Consider the following 18,100-nt stretch of genomic DNA (forward strand, 5'->3'; position numbering starts at 1 on the left):
GGTTGCTTACTTTAATTTAACAATTGTGGCACCATTACCGCCTTCGTTAGCAGGCGCGTAATTAAAGCCTTTAACGTGGTTACTGCTACGCAAATATTGCCAAACGCCTTTACGGATTGCACCAGTACCGATCCCATGAATAATAGTTACAATATCTAAACCTGCCAGTAATGCGGAATCAATATAACGATCCAAATTAGTCATAGCTTCATCGTAGCGTTGACCACGCAAGTCTAACTCGCTATGTGCATTACTACGTCTAATTGCACTTGTTGCTCTAACCAATTTTTTCTTAGGTTGTGTATTATTCTTATCGATTCTCTCAATATCGCGGTCACTAACTTTGACTTTAATGATCCCCATTTGAACCTCATATTCATGTTCAGACAATTTCTTGGTAATAGTACCTGTTTGTCCATATGAAAGGACCTTTACTTGATCCCCTACACTTACATGATGACGCCGTTTTTCACGCTGTAAGACTTTATTATGGGCTAAATTGTGGGCCTGACGCTCTAGGCTATTAAGTTCACCCTTAGCTTCAATAATTTTATTTTCTTTAACGCCAGCATTTTTCTGCTTTTCCAGCTCGGCAATAATTTTATCAGCCTTTTTACGTCTCTTAGCTACAACTTCATTAGCTCTTTCTTGCGCAAAATCGAGTTGCTTTTGAACACGTTGGTTGTACCAATCAAGCGCTTGTTGCAATTTTTGTTCAAGTTTTTGACTGCGATCTAAACTCGTTTCGAATCGGTTGCGAGCTGTAGTAGCCGCCTTAGTTTGCGCATTTAATTTAGCAATCATCTTATTAATATCAGAATCCTCATCTGACATTAAGTTTTGCGCATTTTTAACTACATCTTCACGCATCCCCAGCCTACGAGCAATCGCAAAAGCATTACTGTGACCTGGAATACCAATTTGTAAATGGTATGTTGGTGATAAAGTCTTTAAGTCAAATTCCATCGATGCATTAGTAGTGCGTGGTCTGTTATATCCGTAAAGCTTCAATTCAGGATAGTGCGTAGTGACCATGATCTTAGCATCTTTCTTGCGCAAAAAGTCCAAAATGCTAATAGCTAAACTGGCACCTTCTTCTGGGTCGGTTCCTGCACCAATTTCATCAATTAAAACCAAGGTTTCTTTATCTACATTTTTCATAATGGCAATAATGTCATTAATGTGTGATGAAAAAGTACTTAATGATTGTTCGATTGATTGTTCATCACCAATGTCAGCGTAAACTTCTTTGAATACGCCAACTTTACTGCCTTCTTCAGCTGGAATAAATAAACCAGACTGAGCCATCAATTGCAGCAAGCCAGCGGTCTTAAGAGTAATAGTCTTACCACCGGTGTTTGGCCCAGTAATCAGCATTGTATCAAAATCGCCGCCTAAACGAATATCATTAGGAACAACTTTTTCTGGATCAATTAATGGATGACGTGCATTTCGTAATTCCAGCGAATGATCCTGAGTCAACTTAGGCTCGCTAGCTTTCATTTGCTTAGCCAATTTTGCCTTTGCTTGCAAAAAGTCTAAACGAGTTAATGCATTAGCAATATTATTGATGCTATCAATTTCTTCTCTAGCTAAGCCAGACAAGTTTTTCAAAATATTGCGGATTTCTTGTTTTTCTTGAGCAATTAAGTTTTGCTGGCGGTTGTTCAAGTTCAAAACTGCTTCAGGCTCAATAAATAAAGTCTGACCACTTGCACTTTGATCATGAACTACCCCACCAAACTTGCCACGATATTCCTGCTTAACTGGAATAACATAGCGATCATCACGAATAGTAACGATTTGTTCAGACAAGTACTTGCTGCTATTTCCTTTGGTATAAGCATCCATCCGGTTCTTAATGTCTTCTTCGTTACTACGCATATCGTGACGCAAATGTGCTAATGCGCTTGAAGCTGTATCAAGTACTTCACCATCATAATCAACAGATTTTTTTAATTCTTTAAATAAAAGGTCTGGAACATCTAACTGATCCAAAACTGAATCGATAGCTGATAAGTTAAGCTTTTCATCATCAACACCTTCCAGAAATTCGTTAATCTCATTGGCTAAGCTTAAAACAAGAAGTAAATTACCCAATTCCTGAGCATTCAGATTTGCTTTTACACTCAATCTTTTAGTGCTAGGATGAACATCTTGAAAATCATTTAACGGAAGTTGTCCTTTAACTCGCAATAAGTCAGCCAATGCTAAAGTTTGTTTTAATTCATTTTGTACTCGGTCAAAATTACCACTCGGTCTTAACTTCAATGCCGCATCTTTAGCTGGAGCGGTAATTGCTAATTTACTTAATCTTTTAGTAATTTCACCGAACTCTAAGATCTTTAAAATTTTATCATTCATAGCTATTTATATTTCTTTTTATAAACTAACAAAAAGGACCAGCCGCAGCTAGTCCTTTTTTATTATTTACCACTTAGGCGATCATCATCCAAGAAAGTATTCAAAACTCCTTGTACCATGTCCCATTCATCATCAGATTCAATCTCATGCAAATCACTGCTAGTGACATCACCTGCGTCATCTGCATCATAACTGAAAGCCTGTACTTCAATATCTTCATCGTCCCCAACAGCGGCTGGATAAAGAAGTACGTATGACTTATCATAATCATCTGAATGAAAAGTAAATAATACTTCATACAATTCTTCATTACCTTGATCATCGATCAAAGTAATTTGACGATCTTGATCGTCACCATTAACTTGTGCTGCCATATTAATCCTTTCGGTGTAAATCCAAATAATTTTGCAAGATGAGCACCGCTGCCATCTGATCAATCACTTGTTTACGTTTTTTACGATCATGAATACCTGCATCTTCTACGAGTACTCGGCGTGATTCGATAGTTGTTAATCTTTCATCAGAATAATGCACGGGCAAGCCAAACTTTTCTTCGAGTCTTTTACCGTAAGCCTTACTGCGGGCAACTGAAGCTCCCGAAGTGCCATCCATATTCTTAGGCAGACCTAATACAAAGCCATCTACTTCATATTGTCTAACTAACTTTTTTAATGGACGCATCCCAAAATTATATCTAGTTTCATCAATTTTAATAGTTTCTAACTTCTGTGCAGTAATTCCTAATTCATCACTGACCGCAACACCCACAGTTTTAGAGCCTATATCTAAACCTAATAATCGCATTATTTATTCTTACCAAGATAGCTCTTAACGAGTTCCTCAATAATTTCATCACGTTCGTGCTTAAGAATTAAGTTACGGGCATCATTATGCCGTGGAATATAAGCAGGATCGCCAGAAAGTAAATAACCTACAATCTGGTTGACAGGATTATAGCCCTTTTCTTCAAGCGCATTGTAAACATCTTGCAGAGTGTCATAAACATTCTTTCCTTTATTTTGGTTAAAGTCAAAATGCATAGTCTTATCTAGCGAACTCATATTTATTCCTCCTGTCAACAATTTTACTTGAAAAAAAGCTTAAACACAATTAATTAATTCTTAGTTCTTTGAAATTTCTTCGATTACAGCCTTGATAGCGTCGTTAAGACCTTCTGGCTTCTTACCACCGGCTTGAGCCATGTTAGGACGACCACCGCCGCCACCACCAAAGATTGGAGCAGCCTTCTTAATTAAGTCGCCAGCCTTAAGACCCTTGTCTAAGGCCTTTTGATTCAAGCTAATAATCATATTAGCCTTGCCATCATTTTCAGCAGCTAAAACTAAGACGTCTGACTTGTTGCCACTCTTCCAGTTGTCAGCAAGTTCACGAAGGTCGTTCATGCCGTTAACATCTGCAATAGTAGCAATTACAGTCAAGTCACCAGCTTGTTTTACATCATCAAAGATTTGACCAGCCTTAGCTTGGTTGATTTGCTTAGTCAAAGCTTCAACTTGCTTTTGACTATCATGTAAGTCACTTTCAAGTGAGTCAATCTTATCAATAATGTTGTCTGGCTTAGTTACCTTAACTTCTGTTTGAATATCATCAAGTAAACCTGAACGATTTGCTAAGTATTCGTATGCCTTCTTTGAAGTTACAGCTTCAATTCTACGCATACCAGCACCAACAGCTGATTCAGAAGTAATCTTGAAGATACCGATTTGGTTAGTGTTATCACAGTGAGTACCACCACAGAATTCTGATGAGAAGTCACCCATTTGAACAACACGAACCTTGTCACCGTACTTACCATCAAAGAGGGCTAAAGCACCCATCTTTTCACCTTCTTCAGGTGTAGTGATAGTAGTCTTAACATCGATAGCTTCCCAAATCTTTTGGTTAACTAATTCTTCAACTGACTTAATTTCACGTGGGGTCATTGGTTCCATAGCAGTGAAGTCAAATCTCAAGTAGTCGGGATCAACTAATGAACCTGCTTGGTGAGTATGTTCACCTAAAACTTGACGAAGTGCAGCGTGAAGCAAGTGGGTTGCTGAGTGTGAGTGACGTAAACCTTCACGACGTTCCTTGTCAATCTTCAAAATATATTCCTTGCCCTTTTCCATTGGTAAAATAAGGTCAACAAAGTGCAAGTTTTGGTCGTTTGGAGCGTGTTGGACATCAGTTACCTTAGCAACAAGTTCACCATCTTGATCATAAATGTTACCGTGGTCGGCAACTTGACCACCACGTTCTGCATAAAATGGAGTCTTGTCAAAGACTAAGGTTGCGTGTTCGCCATCAGCCTTGTCAACTAACTTATCGTCAACAACGATGTCAAGAAGCTTGGCATGTGGTTCTTCATAAGTATCACGTTCAAAGACTGACTTGTCCTTAATGTTCATCAAAGTTACATCTTGACGACCCATTGATTGAAGATCACCACGAGCCTTACGTGCACGTTCCTTTTGAGCTTGCATTTCAGCATCAAAGCCCTTCTTATCAACCTTAAGGCCAGCATCTTGAGCTGATTCAAAGGTCAATTCGTATGGGAAGCCATAAGTATCAAACATCTTGAAGGCATCCTTACCTGAGATAGTCTTGTCATCTGACTTCGTAGCCTTATCAATTAAGTCATCAAGCAAAGTCAAACCAGTATCAAGAGTAGCTTGGAATCTTTCTTCTTCGTTTTGAATTACGTTTTCGATAAAGCCGCGTTGATCCATAACTTCTGGGTAGTGGCTTTGCATAATCTTACCAACAACTGGTACAAGCTTGTAAAGAAAGGCCCCCTTGATGCCCAAACGTTGACCGTTAAGGTCGGCACGACGAATCAAACGACGAAGAACGTAACCACGACCTGAGTTTGATGGAAGAGCACCATCAGCAATAGCAAAACTTACGGCACGAACGTGGTCGGCAATAATCTTGAATGCAGTAGTGTCCTCTTTGTTTTCACCGTACTTCTTACCGTCAGTCATTTCTTCAGTAGCGTGAATAATTGGCAAGAATAAGTCAGTTTCAAAGTTAGTTGGTGCATCTTGCAAAATTGAAAGTACACGTTCAAGCCCCATACCAGTATCGATGTTCTTGTGTGGTTGGTCTACGTACTTACCATTTGGCAAGTGGTTGTATTGTGAAAATACGATGTTCCAAATTTCAAGGTAACGTGCATTTTCACCACCTGGGAAGTTTTCTGGATCGTCTTCAGCAACGTCGTTGTTTTCTTGACCACGGTCGTAGAAAATTTCAGTATCAGGACCACATGGACCTTCACCAATATCCCAGAAGTTGTCTTCTAACTTAACAATATGGTCTGCTGGCATACCAGCTTTTTCCCAGACACGTTGTGAATCAACGTCTTTTGGATAAACAGTACAGTAAAGCTTTTCCTTTGGTAAGCCAAGCCACTTAGGACTAGTTAAGAATTCCCAAGCCCAAGGAATAGCTTCATCTCTAAAGTAATCACCTACTGAGAAGTTACCAAGCATTTCAAAGAAAGTTTGGTGACGAGCGGTCTTACCAACATTTTCAATATCGTTAGTTCTGATTGACTTTTGAGAAGAAGTAATTCTGTGGTTCTTTGGTACAACTGAACCATCAAAATATTTCTTCATAGTAGCAACACCAGAGTTAATCCAAAGAAGAGTTGGGTCATCTTGTGGAATAAGTGATGCACTTGGCATAATCATATGGCCATGATCCTTGAAGAAGTCAAGGAACATTTGGCGAAACTCTGAACTAGTTAGTTTCTTCATTTTTATCTCCCATAAACAAAATAAAAAACACCATTGCTTATTCAAGGACGCTCCGCGCGCGGTACCACCTTGATTGCAACAGTGTTTGTTACCTCTTGATATTCTTAATTAATACAACTTAAAGGAGCATCTGTTAAAGCGAATTAAGCCCTCTCACCAATTGGCTCTCTCTTTGAAATTCAACTTTAATAGACATATCTTAAGCTGAAAATAATTGTACTACAAAATCCTCGTCTGTCAACGTCCTTGTTCACGCTTGCGTTTTCTTAAACGCTTAGCTTTTCTAATCTCATGACGTTGTTCAAGCTTACGCTTTTGACGATTATCTTCTTGAATTGCTCGCTTAATCTTCTTCTTGTAGCCAGGCTTACGCTTTCTCTTTTCTTTTTTAACGTAACCAACTAACTTAGTATCAAGCTTGCGATTCTTACCTTGACGGTTCTCACGACTGCGGTAATGCTTACGTGGTACTAATTCACCATTCTTAAGTTCAACAAAGTCAAAATGAACGCCCATCTTTTCCAAATCTTCGATTCGATTCATTTCTTCTTCACGAATTAAAGTAATCGCATGACCTGATAAACCATTACGGCCGGTACGACCAATCCGGTGAATTACAAATTCGATATCACGTGGTATTTCATAGTTAATAACTAAACTTACCCCATCGATATCAAGACCACGTGCTGCTAAGTCAGAAGCAACAACATATTGAAATTGTCCTTGCTCAACTTGACGCAAAGTCCGCTTTCTTTCTCGCTCAGTTACCCCACCATGAATCTTAGCTACCTTTAAGCCTTGATCTTGCAAGTATCTAGTTAATTCATCAACAGTTTGTTTTGTATTTGCAAAAACCAAAGCCAAGTATGGTTGACCCATAGTCAATAACTTGTACAAAATGCTCTTACGGTTCTTTGAACCAATATCAAGCAAATCATTCTTAATTGTAGGTGCAATGACACTTGGATTATCGATCACGATTTGATCTGGGTGAGCCATGTACTTACGCAAGAAGTTAGATAGCTTAACTGGAATAGTAGCTGAAAAAGCTGCAATTTGTACATCCTTAGGCATCTTGCTTGCTACTTGATCAATATCGGCCAAAAAGCCCATGTCAAGAGTCATATCAGCTTCGTCGATGACAAAAGTCTTAACTTGATCAACAATGAATACCTTTTTTTGTACAAAGTCAAGGAGTCGTCCAGGAGTGGCAATTACCAACTGTGGCGTATTATTTTGATACTTTTCTAACTGACGTTCACGGTCAGTACCACCAGCAAGGTGAGCGATAGAAAAATGCATCCCTGCCGCATCTCTTAATTGACGTGCCACTTGGTAAAGCTGATCAGCCAATTCACGACTAGGCAAAGTCACAATTGCTTGCACATAGTGAGCATCTTCATCAATTTCATTAAAGATAGGCACCAAATAAGCATGTGTCTTGCCTGACCCAGTTGCAGCTTGCACTACAACACTCAAATCAGAAAGCATTGCCGGAATAACTTTTTCCTGCACCTTAGTTGGCTTTTCAAAATGGATCTTCTTTAACCCCTCTTGAATAGCTGGTTTAATTCTGGAATCTGTGAAAATATTATTCATGATCTTCTTTATACTTCTTAGTTACTTCAACAACTTCGGCAAAGACTTGCTTTACTTCGTCCATGTCCTTAGCATTGGCACCACTTGCTAATGCGTGGCCACCACCATCATGCTTAGCAGCTAATTCATTGATTACTGGACCCTTTGAACGGTAGTGCACACGGAAAGTGCCATCTGGCTTTTCAACAAATACGTTCCAAGCCAAAACATCCTTGATTCGACCTGGAGTTGAAACTGCAACATTAGCTTGATCATCAGTCAAACCTAACTTCTTCAAATCATCTTGCATCAAGATAGTGTAAGCAGCACCAACTGGATCGATTTCCATCTTGTCCATTGCTAATGCTTGAAGCTTAGCTTCATCAAAGGTTACATCGGCAATGTTTCTAGCGATTTCAGTAATATCAATACCAGTTGAAGCAAGTTGAGCTGCTACTTTAAAGGTATGTTCTGAAGTTTCTGGATACATAAAACGACCAGTATCGCCAACAATACCTGCGTAAAGTGGGTAAGCGACTTCTGGAGTAATCTTAAAGCCTTCTTCATTTAAGAAGTCAACGATGATTTGACAAGCTGCTGGAGCATCAGGATCAACATAACTCATATCAGCGTATGGATCTACATCTGGGTGGTGGTCGATCTTAATTAAAAAGTCACCCTTGTCGTAAAGCTTGTTTGAAATTCTTGGGGTATTAGCAGTATCAGTAGTAATTACCAATGCACCTTCGTAATCAGTTGCTTTAACTTGGTCCATATGATTAATCCAAGCTAAATCGCCTTCGTCATTTTCACCAGCACATAAAACGCGCTTGTCAGGGAATTTTTCCATAATTGCACGTGCAAGACCAGCTTGTGAACCAATTGCATCTGGGTCAGGACTAGTGTGACGGTGCAAAATAATAGTTGGATATTGTAAGATTTTTTCGTAAATGTCATCAAAACTACTCATTATTTTTCCTCATCTTCTAAAAATTATCTGTATCTAGTTTACCAGAAAAAGGACTTCTTTTAGTAATCGAATAAATTGATTGCTTGATATTCATCCTGCTTAAAATCAGTAACAGTTACCCCGATTAACCGAATACCTTTTTCCAAAAAGTTACTGGTTTTATCAAACAAATCACGGGCGCTGTCATAGAAATCATACTGGCTATTTGACGGTTTCGTCAATTTTCTGCGCTTAGTCACAGTATCAAAATCATTATCTCTAACTTTTATTACTACAGTTTGGGCAAAAAAGTTACGCTTTTTTAGTTCTTCTTCTAAATGTTTACAATAATGCCGAATGTGCGTCAACGCCTCATCACGTGTATAAATAGCCGGCTCATAAGTGCGTTCCATACCAATCGATTTACGATTTGCATCTGAATCCGCAATGACCGGGCGCAAATCAATCCCATGTGCATGCTGCGCTAAGAAGTAGCCCATCTTTTTGAACTTTTTAATTAAAACAAAATCATCAACCTGCTGCAAATCCGCACCTGTATAAATCCCCATCTCATGTAACTGTTCTTGCGTTTTAGGACCTACGCCTGGGAAATTTTCAATTTTTTGCATCCCTAAAAATTGCTTAGCTTCATCAGGCAAAATAACGGTTCTGCCAAAGGGCTTGGCATATTCTGACCCCATTTTAGCCAAAAACTTATTATAAGAAACGCCAAAAGATGAATTCAGTCCAAGCTCTGTTCTAATCCGGCGTTGCAAGCTAATTGCTAATTGGACCGCGGATTTTTGTCCTAACTTATTATGGGTGACATCAAGATAAGCTTCATCTAAAGCAATTGATTCTACCTTATCTGTAATATTATGCATAAAATAATGAATCTCGGCTGACACGCTACGATATTTCTTAAAGTCAGGTCTAATAAAAACTAATTCTGACTTTGGAATCAACTTAACCGCCTTAATCGCAGGCATTGCCGAATGAACGCCGTACTTTCGAGCTATATAATTACAAGTTGCTACAACTCCATGCCCACCATTATTACGAGGATCTTGCCCGATAACTAGTGCCTTATTTTTTAATTCTGGATTTCTTTGAGTTTCAACTGAAGCGTAAAAAGCATCCATATCCAGATGTATAATCCGACGATGGATGTCGTTTTGCGGCAATAAATTTTGCTTATTCATAAATCCAATGTTCCGTTGGAGCCTCGAAGATATCGTTTGCTTCCTTTGGACCCATTCTATATGGCAAATATTGAGCAATTTTGGCATTGCCTGCTTCATTTTCTTTTTGCCAATCAGCTTCAACAGAATCGATAAATTCCCAGTAACGTTTTAATTCGCTCCAATGGGTAAAGTTAGTTGAATCATTGACAAAAACATCATGTAAAAGCCGCTCATAGCCGTCTGGAACTTTTACCATTTCAGATTTTGAAAATTCATAGGTTAAATCTTCGCGTCTAATTCCTGGTTGATCGATCTTTTTACCATTAATGGTGATATAAATCTTGCTAGTAGGATCAATCTCAATCGTAATATTGTTGGAATGGGCTTGACCATAAGGATTATTGATATGCTTTAATACGATATCGATTCTATTCTTCTTTTCCTTAAATTCTTTACCAGTTCTAAAGTAAATCGGCACACCGGCAATTGGGCCTTCCTTAAATTTAACTTTACCAGCTACAAAGGTCTCAGTAGTAGAATTTTCATCAACATTTGGTTCTTGCTTATAAGCAAAAGTAGTATCACTACCTAAATATTGACCGCGAACAAAATCCTTTTTTACTTCTTCTGGACTAGGAATGATCATGCTTTCAAGCAAATCTTGCTTAGCTTTGTGGACACTAGCAGAAGTTAAATCTTTGGGTTCTGGCATAGCAAGCAAAGTAATGATTTGGAAGATATGATTTTGAACCATATCACGCAAAGCACCGGAAGTATCATAGTATCCACCACGTGCTTCCACTCCCAATCGTTCTGCCAAAGTGACTTGAATATTTTTAATGTAATCAGCTGACCAAATATTTTTGATTAAAGGATTGGTAAAACGCATTGGCATAATGTTTTGAACCATTTCTTTGCCCAAATAGTGGTCAATTCTAAAGATATCATCTTCATTAAACGAAGCGGTAATTTCTTTATTTAATTTTTCGGCAGATGCCAAATCATGACCAAACGGCTTCTCTACTACGATTCGATTGAAGCCACTACCTGTTAAGCATTGGTCATTGATATGTGTAGCGATCGTGCCAAAGAATCTTGGAGCCATTGCCATGTAAAAGAGACGGTTGCCATGTGCGCAATAACGATCGTCTAATTCTTGAGCTAATTTTTTCAGTGTCTCATAGTGTTCAACATTTGTAACATCATGTGATTGATAGTAAAAATGGCTAGCAAAATGCTTTAAACTATTTTCATCAACCTCATCGTGAGTTTCATGAACAGCATCACTAACTTGTTCACGTAAATATTCGTGTGACCAAGGTCTACGAGCTGTTCCGATTACGGCAAAATTATCATGAATTAAGCCTTGTTGATACAAATTAAACAAAGCTGGGTAAAGCTTACGGTGAGCTAAATCACCACTACCACCAAAAATAATCATAACTACAGGAATATTTTTCATAATACTATCCTTTTCTTTAATTTGCTTTTTTAAATCATTTCTATTTTACAACAAGCTTTTTCATGGCAAAACAAAAAGCGTCTGAATTGACGCTTTTGCTATTATTAATTATTTGTCTTCTTTAGTTTCATCTGAAGAAGCATCAGTGCTCTTAGTATCTTCTTTAGCAGGTGCATCTTCAGTCTTATCTGCTGCAGGAGCATCATTTTCTTCAACTGGTGCTGCAGCAGGAATAACGCGGCGAACAGCCATTCTTTCGAAAGTTAAGTAAATACCGTCTGCATCTACTACGATAGTCTTGTCACTGTTGATCTTATCAACTTTAGCGTGCAAACCATCAACTAAAACAACGCCGTCACCCTTCTTCAACTTATCCATCATTTGCAATCTTTGTTGTTGTTGCTTCTTTTGCGGACGAATCATACCAAAGTAAGTAAAACCGATCAAAACGATGAACAAGATGATCATCATCATGTTGCTGCCACCAGCAGCGCCAGCATTTGCTAAAAATAAAGTATTCAAATCTTTCACCTCATAAAATTATTGTCTAGATATTATGTCTATTATACAGAAAATAATATTATTTATCACCTGGAACAGGAAAACCTAATTGCAAATATGCCTTGTCTGTCACCATTCGCCCACGTGGTGTAAGCAAAATAAATCCATGCTGCAACAAATAAGGCTCATAGAGTGATTCAATTGTTTCCATATCTTCACCTACATTAGCAGCCAAGGTTCTAATGCCAACAGGTCCACCATTGTAGCCTTCAATCATTGTCCGTAACAAACGACGGTCAGTCTGATCTAACCCCTCGTCATCCACTTGAAGCTGCTTCAATGCACCTTCAGTTGTAGCAAGAGAAATTGTCTTTTCACCTTTAACTTCCGCAAAATCACGAACACGTTTCAAAAGACGGTTAGCTACACGCGGCGTTCCTCGAGACCTTCGGGCTAATTCATGAGCCGCCTCAGGTGCAATTGAAGTATGGAAAACATCACTTGATCGTTGGACAATCTTTTCTAGTTCATCAATTGTGTAATACTGCATGTGTTCAACGATACCAAATCGATCTCGGAGTGGTGCAGATAATTGACCAGCCAAGGTTGTTGCCCCAATCAAAGTAAATGGTGGCAACGGCACGTGAACAGCATGTGTAGTCTGCCCTTCACCAATTACGATATCAATATAGTAGTCTTCCATTGCTGAATACAAAACTTCTTCAACAGGCTTAGCAAGACGATGAATTTCATCAATAAAAAGCACATCCCCTGGATCAAGATCTGAAAGTAGTGCTACTAAATCCCCCGCTTTTTCAATTGCAGGACCACTTGTACTCTTTAAATGCACGCCAAGTTCATTTGCAATTACAAAAGCTAAAGTTGTCTTACCTAAACCTGGTGGTCCATAAAGCAAGACATGATCTAAAGCCTCATCACGCTGTTTTGCGGCTTTAATATAAATGGACATTTCTTTTTTAACACGCTTTTGACCTAAATATTGATCCAAAGTTTGGGGTCTTAAAGACAATTCCATTTGTTCTTCTTCAGAATTTTCTACTTCACCTGAAGTTACTGCATCTTCATTTTCTGCCACCAGTTTCACTTCCTCACTTATATCAATATTTACTATTATAACAAGATCTACTTCTTAAGCAGTAATGCTAAACCTTTTTTAATGTATTGATCGGCTGTATCTGCATTAACTTCTTCAAGCTTAGGAGTAATGCGGTCGACTTCTTTTTGAGTATAACCTAAAGCAATTAATGCTAACAAAGCATCATTCAATGCTGGCGGGATATTTCCTTGTTCTTCATCTTGACGATCAAGTCGAGCAACATAATCGCCTAGCTTGCCCTTCAAATCAAGCACAATCTGAGACGCCGTCTTTTTGCCGACACCAGGAAAACGAGTTAAATATTTTACTTCTCCCTGTTCAATTGCTTCGGCTAAAGAGTTGGCATCTTCAGCTGCCATGATTGCTAAGGCACTCTTAGGACCAATCCCACTAACGCTTAAGAGTTTAAGAAAGAGCCCCTTATCATCTTCACTTTGAAAACCATAAAGAGTAATTCCTGTATCTCTTACAATTTGTTCAATAAAGATCTTAGCTTTATCTCCCTTTTGGTAAGCAAAAGGAGTTGGGCTATATACTTTATAACCTACGCCATTTACATCGACTACGATATAACTTGGTGTAATAACTGTAACTATTCCTTCAAAATATTCGTACATTTATTATTCATCCTTCTTGAACATTTTTCTTAACTCGTTCTGACTTATCCGCACTAAAATTAACTGGCCATCTGCATCATGATAAGGATCGGACGTTTTACGCAGATCCGCAATAATTTGTGCACCTTCTGCAGCGGATAAATTGATTTTACCTTTAACACTGTGTTTAGCTTCTAAAGCCGCTACTCGTTTAAATAAATTTTGCGATTTACCCTTATCAAGATTTAAATAATTATCCAAAATTTCACGGATGGATTCTTCGACATGCTCATGAATCCATGTAGGGTACGAACGCACAATAAAACTATTCTGACCAAATTCATCTAAATAAATGCCTAGTTGCTTAATTTGATCAATTTTATCTTTAATTTGCAAAAAATCTAAATTGCCAAATTCCAACACAATCGGTGTCAGCAAACCTTGCTGCACTATTTTTTTAGAAGTAATAGTTTGATAGATTTGTTCAAATTGAAGACGGCGTCTGGCGGCCACTTGATCAATCAAATATAAGTCACCATCATTTTCAGCCAGTATATACGTATCCATTTTCCCAACATAAGCAAGGCGCGGCAAATTATTGGCTAAAGTTTCATCCCCAGTTGAAATAACTTCTTGATCTACCTTTTTATTGCTAAACGGCATCAATTTTTGTTGCAAGGCAACATTCTCATCCCAGGTTTTAGTAATGATATATTGATCATCCTCACGTGGAATATTGATATCCACATAGTTATGCGTAGTTTCTTTTTTAGGCTCCTCAGCTTTTTTAGCTTCTTGTTTTACTAAAAATTCTGCCTTCTCAGCTTCTTCATGAACTTCTGGCGTCTTACGCGTTGTATTGACAACATCTTGATTCAAATTGAATTCTAATTGATCAACTAAAGTCTCACGTTTATTTTCTAAATTGGCAAAGCCACTACTTTGTTCAGTTTTATCTAGCAAAGCATCGCTAATAGCACCAGTGATCAGACGACTAAGTTCTTTTTCTTTAGATAAACGTACCTCTTGCTTAGTGGGATGGACGTTCACATCTACTAATAATGGATCAACATGAATAGCGATCACGACAATAGGATAATGACGTGCCGTTAATTTTGAACCGTAGCCATCCATAATGGCATTATTCAATTGAAAATTCTTGATATAACGGCCATTCAATAAGATCGAGATAAAGTTGCGCGTAGAACGAGTTAATTCCGGCTTGGACATTAATCCTGTAATCTTAAAATCACTGTCTTTTGCTTCAAAACTTTCCATTTTTTCAGCAATATGACGGCCATATACATTAGCGATCGTCTGTTTTAAATTGCCATTGCCAGTTGTTCTGAGTAAAACTTTACCCGTATTTGACAAGGTAAACGAAACTTGCGGATAACCTAAAGATAAACGGTTAATAATATCCACAATTTTCATAATTTCAGTCCGTGGACTACGTAAATACTTTAATCGCGCAGGCGTGTTAAAGAATAGGTCTCGAACTGTAATTTTAGTTCCTTTTTGTGACGCTGCATCTTCTTGGCCTTTTTTACTGCCGCCACTAAATTCTGCCTTAATCCCAATCGCATTTTCTGTGGCTGTCACAATTTCGACATGACTAACAGCGGAAATTGAAGCTAAAGCTTCACCACGAAATCCTAAAGTAGAAACCTTGAACAAATCATGCTCATTGTTAATCTTGCTTGTGGCATGCCTAGTAAATGCTAAATCTACTTGATCACGTGCAATTCCAGTTCCATTATCTTGGACTACAATTTGCTTTAATCCGGCATCAATAAAATCGACTCTAATTCTCGTTGCACCAGCATCAAGTGAATTTTCCACAAGTTCTTTAACTACACTAGCCGGACGCTCTATTACTTCACCCGCTGCAATCTGATTAGTTAAATTTTCAGATAGCTCGTGAATTTTAGCCATTACTTATCATCCTTCAAGTCCTTTTGCCAATCAGCTACCATTTGCATGATTTGCAATGGTGTCTTATCAGCTAAATAAAGATTAGAAATATCATCAAGCACATCTTGTTCCGCATCGGTCATCGGACTATTTTCACTGTCATTATCTTCAATTTCATCAGAATCCGTTGCTGGTTGGGCAAATAAATCAAGTTGCTGACTAACTGGTGCCAGTTCACTCCCCTGTGCTTCTAAGCGCTTCAATAATTTAGTTGCTTCACGTAAAACGGCACGTGGCAAGCCAGCAAGTTGTGCAACGTGGATACCATAACTTTGATCAGCAGGACCTGGCAAGATTTTATGTAAGAAAATCAACTTACCATTTTCTTCGGTCGCCCCAACGTGAATATTTTTTAAATGATCGAGTGTTTCATCAAGGCTGGTTAATTCATGATAGTGCGTAGCAAAAAGTGCCTTGGCACCAACTTTATCATGCAAGTATTTAACAATAGCACCCGCTAAGGCCATACCATCATAAGTAGCCGTACCACGTCCAATTTCGTCAAATAAAACTAGACTGCGCTTCGTAGCATATTGCAAAGCATCGTTTGCCTCGCTCATTTCCACCATGAAAGTACTTTGACCAGAAATCAAATCATCAGCTGCACCAATACGAGTAAAGATTTGATCAAAGATAGGTAAAGCTGCACTATCAGCAGGGACAAATGAACCAACTTGCGCCATAATGGCAATTAACGCCATCTGCCGCATATAAGTACTCTTACCTGACATGTTTGGTCCAGTAATCAAAAAGATATTTGTAGCAGAATCCATCTTCACATCATTAGGAATATATGAACCTGCAGTCATTACTTTTTCCACAACCGGGTGACGACCATTAACGACGTCAATATCTTGACTATCAGTGTGGAAAGATGGGCGACAATAATTGTTTTGTTCAGCAACTGTAGCGAAGCCACAATAAACATCTAAGGCAGCTAATTGATTACCCAATTTTTGCAAAGCAGGAATGTACTTCTTGACTTCATCACGCAATTGAACAAATAAATCATATTCAAGATCAGTTGAACGAGTCTGCGCCTCTAAAATTAAATTTTCATGCTCTTTCAACTCTGGAGTAATGTAGCGTTCTGCATTAGTTAAAGTTTGCTTACGAGTATAGCGATCAAGAGGCACCTTACTCTTGTTACCATTAGATACTTGAATATAGTAGCCAAAGACCTTATTGAAACCGACTTTCAAGTTGTCAATGCCTGTCTTTTGACGTTCATCAGTTTCCATTTGAACAAGCCACTTTTTACCATTGTTCATGGCATCCCGATAGCGATCGAGTTGTTTATCCACACCATCTCTAATTAATCCACCGTCTGTGGTTAAAAGTGGTGGATCTTTTACTAGAGTAGTAGAAATTAATTCAGCAACACCCTTTAAAGGATCAATTTTTTTGGCGAAATCTGTCAAAACATCACTGTCAGATTGATTAAGTGCATCAAGAATAACCGGCACTGCTTGCAAAGAACGCGACAATTGCAATAATTCACGGGCATTAACATTGCCAAAGGCAATTCGTCCTGTTAAACGTTCTAGGTCATATACACCTTTTAAGGCATCAATCACATTTTCTCGAGTAAAATAGCCATCAAGCAATGCTTGAACCATTTCTTCACGATGATTAATGATATCCACATTTAACAATGGACGGGCCAACCATTGCTTGAGTAGACGACCTCCCATGGCGGTATGGGTCTTGTCTAATATCCAGAAGAGTGACCCCATCTTTTTACCGGTCTTAGCTGATGCCACTAATTCCAAATTGTTTTGTACAGTATGTGACATCTGCAAATACTGATTTACTTCATAGCTCTTAGCAATTTGTAAGTGAGCTAAGCTTCGCTTTTGCGTTGAAAGCAAGTAACCGACTAATTGACGTGTTGCCTCTTTTTCGGCTGTATTGGTCAAATTCTGTTCAACATACGAAATTTCCGCATGCTCGCCTTCAATTGGTGTAGGTGCTGAAACCGTAATATTTGCCTTGTGCATAAAGTCCTTGTTTTGTTCAGTTAATGGGCCGTTATACACAACTTCTCTTGTTCTCAAAGACAAAAGTTCATTAGAAACTGCGGCAAAGCTCTTCAAATGAGTAGAATAAATTTCACCGGTGGATAAATCACTGTAAGCTAAACCGAAGCCATTTTTAGTAGTAACTACAGAAGTTAAATAATTAGAATCCTTGGCATCATTAGGTCCTTCATTCATCATGGTACCCGGAGTTACTAGTTGAATGATGCCTCGCTTCACCATGCCTTTAGCTTTTTTAGGATCTTCAAGTTGTTCACAAAGAGCTACTTTATACCCTTTTTCAACCAAAGTATTCACATAAGTATCCACAGCCATGTGCGGAACGCCAGCCATTGGAATAGGGTTCTTGGTCTTATTTGAGCGATGTGTCAAAGTTAATTCTAGAATCTGTGCCCCTTTAACCGCATCATCTTCAAACAATTCATAAAAATCTCCGACGCGATAAAAAAGAAAGGCGTCAGGATATTGCTTCTTTATTTCATAATATTGCTCCATCATAGGAGTTGTTTTCTCAGCCATTTACGTCCCTTTCCTATTTTCATCTAGAGTGAGTTACTGTTAAGTATTATACGCTA

The 18,100-nt window shown here is 38.4% G+C and carries 14 protein-coding genes; all 14 read right to left on the reverse strand.

Translation table 11 applies throughout. The features are described 5' to 3' along the window. Positions 1–6: 6 nt before the first annotated feature. The gene (locus CP368_RS02025; protein ID WP_098045707.1) at positions 7–2,364 is read right to left on the reverse strand and encodes an endonuclease MutS2; all 2,358 of its coding nucleotides are present in this window, start codon (positions 2,362–2,364) and stop codon (positions 7–9) included. Between the two features lie 62 nt (positions 2,365–2,426). Then, the gene (locus CP368_RS02030) at positions 2,427–2,738 is read right to left on the reverse strand and encodes a DUF1292 domain-containing protein (RefSeq protein ID WP_025005180.1); all 312 of its coding nucleotides are present in this window, start codon (positions 2,736–2,738) and stop codon (positions 2,427–2,429) included. A gap of 1 nt (position 2,739) precedes the next feature. Further along, positions 2,740–3,168 (reverse strand): Holliday junction resolvase RuvX, encoded by a 429-nt coding sequence (gene ruvX, locus CP368_RS02035; RefSeq protein ID WP_025005181.1) that lies wholly within the window; start codon positions 3,166–3,168, stop codon positions 2,740–2,742. Further along, a complete protein-coding gene (locus CP368_RS02040) occupies positions 3,168–3,425 on the reverse strand; it encodes an IreB family regulatory phosphoprotein (protein ID WP_003627753.1) in 258 nt (85 codons plus the stop codon). Before CP368_RS02040 ends, ruvX begins: the two co-directional genes overlap by 1 nt. Positions 3,426–3,485: 60 nt before the next feature. After that, the gene (alaS, locus tag CP368_RS02045) at positions 3,486–6,125 is read right to left on the reverse strand and encodes an alanine--tRNA ligase (protein ID WP_098045708.1); all 2,640 of its coding nucleotides are present in this window, start codon (positions 6,123–6,125) and stop codon (positions 3,486–3,488) included. A gap of 237 nt (positions 6,126–6,362) precedes the next feature. Next, the gene (locus CP368_RS02050) at positions 6,363–7,724 is read right to left on the reverse strand and encodes a DEAD/DEAH box helicase (RefSeq protein WP_098044061.1); all 1,362 of its coding nucleotides are present in this window, start codon (positions 7,722–7,724) and stop codon (positions 6,363–6,365) included. Next, entirely contained in the window at positions 7,717–8,673 is a 957-nt protein-coding gene (locus tag CP368_RS02055; protein ID WP_087176010.1) for a bifunctional oligoribonuclease/PAP phosphatase NrnA, read from the reverse strand. The genes CP368_RS02050 and CP368_RS02055 overlap by 8 nt, the downstream gene beginning before the upstream one ends. A 59-nt stretch (positions 8,674–8,732) precedes the next feature. After that, positions 8,733–9,854: a DNA polymerase IV gene (dinB, locus tag CP368_RS02060; RefSeq protein ID WP_098044060.1), complete on the reverse strand. Its 1,122-nt coding sequence runs from the start codon at positions 9,852–9,854 to the stop codon at positions 8,733–8,735. Continuing rightward, positions 9,847–11,298 carry a glucose-6-phosphate dehydrogenase gene (gene zwf, locus CP368_RS02065; protein ID WP_098045709.1) on the reverse strand — a complete coding sequence of 484 codons (1,452 nt, stop codon included), beginning with the start codon at positions 11,296–11,298 and terminating at the stop codon, positions 9,847–9,849. Before zwf ends, dinB begins: the two co-directional genes overlap by 8 nt. A gap of 108 nt (positions 11,299–11,406) precedes the next feature. After that, positions 11,407–11,820: a preprotein translocase subunit YajC gene (gene yajC / locus CP368_RS02070; RefSeq protein ID WP_199161213.1), complete on the reverse strand. Its 414-nt coding sequence runs from the start codon at positions 11,818–11,820 to the stop codon at positions 11,407–11,409. A 58-nt stretch (positions 11,821–11,878) separates the two neighbouring features. Then, a complete protein-coding gene (gene ruvB, locus CP368_RS02075; RefSeq protein ID WP_087176006.1) occupies positions 11,879–12,895 on the reverse strand; it encodes a Holliday junction branch migration DNA helicase RuvB in 1,017 nt (338 codons plus the stop codon). A 47-nt stretch (positions 12,896–12,942) separates the two neighbouring features. Then, entirely contained in the window at positions 12,943–13,533 is a 591-nt protein-coding gene (gene ruvA / locus CP368_RS02080) for a Holliday junction branch migration protein RuvA (RefSeq protein WP_025005189.1), read from the reverse strand. Between the two features lie 3 nt (positions 13,534–13,536). Then, positions 13,537–15,447: a DNA mismatch repair endonuclease MutL gene (gene mutL / locus CP368_RS02085; protein WP_098045710.1), complete on the reverse strand. Its 1,911-nt coding sequence runs from the start codon at positions 15,445–15,447 to the stop codon at positions 13,537–13,539. Next, the gene (gene mutS / locus CP368_RS02090) at positions 15,447–18,023 is read right to left on the reverse strand and encodes a DNA mismatch repair protein MutS (protein ID WP_098045723.1); all 2,577 of its coding nucleotides are present in this window, start codon (positions 18,021–18,023) and stop codon (positions 15,447–15,449) included. The genes mutL and mutS overlap by 1 nt, the downstream gene beginning before the upstream one ends. Positions 18,024–18,100: the final 77 nt, after the last annotated feature.

Source organism: Lactobacillus sp. UMNPBX17 (genome assembly GCF_002553735.1).
GTDB classification, from domain to species: Bacteria; Bacillota; Bacilli; order Lactobacillales; family Lactobacillaceae; genus Lactobacillus; species Lactobacillus gallinarum.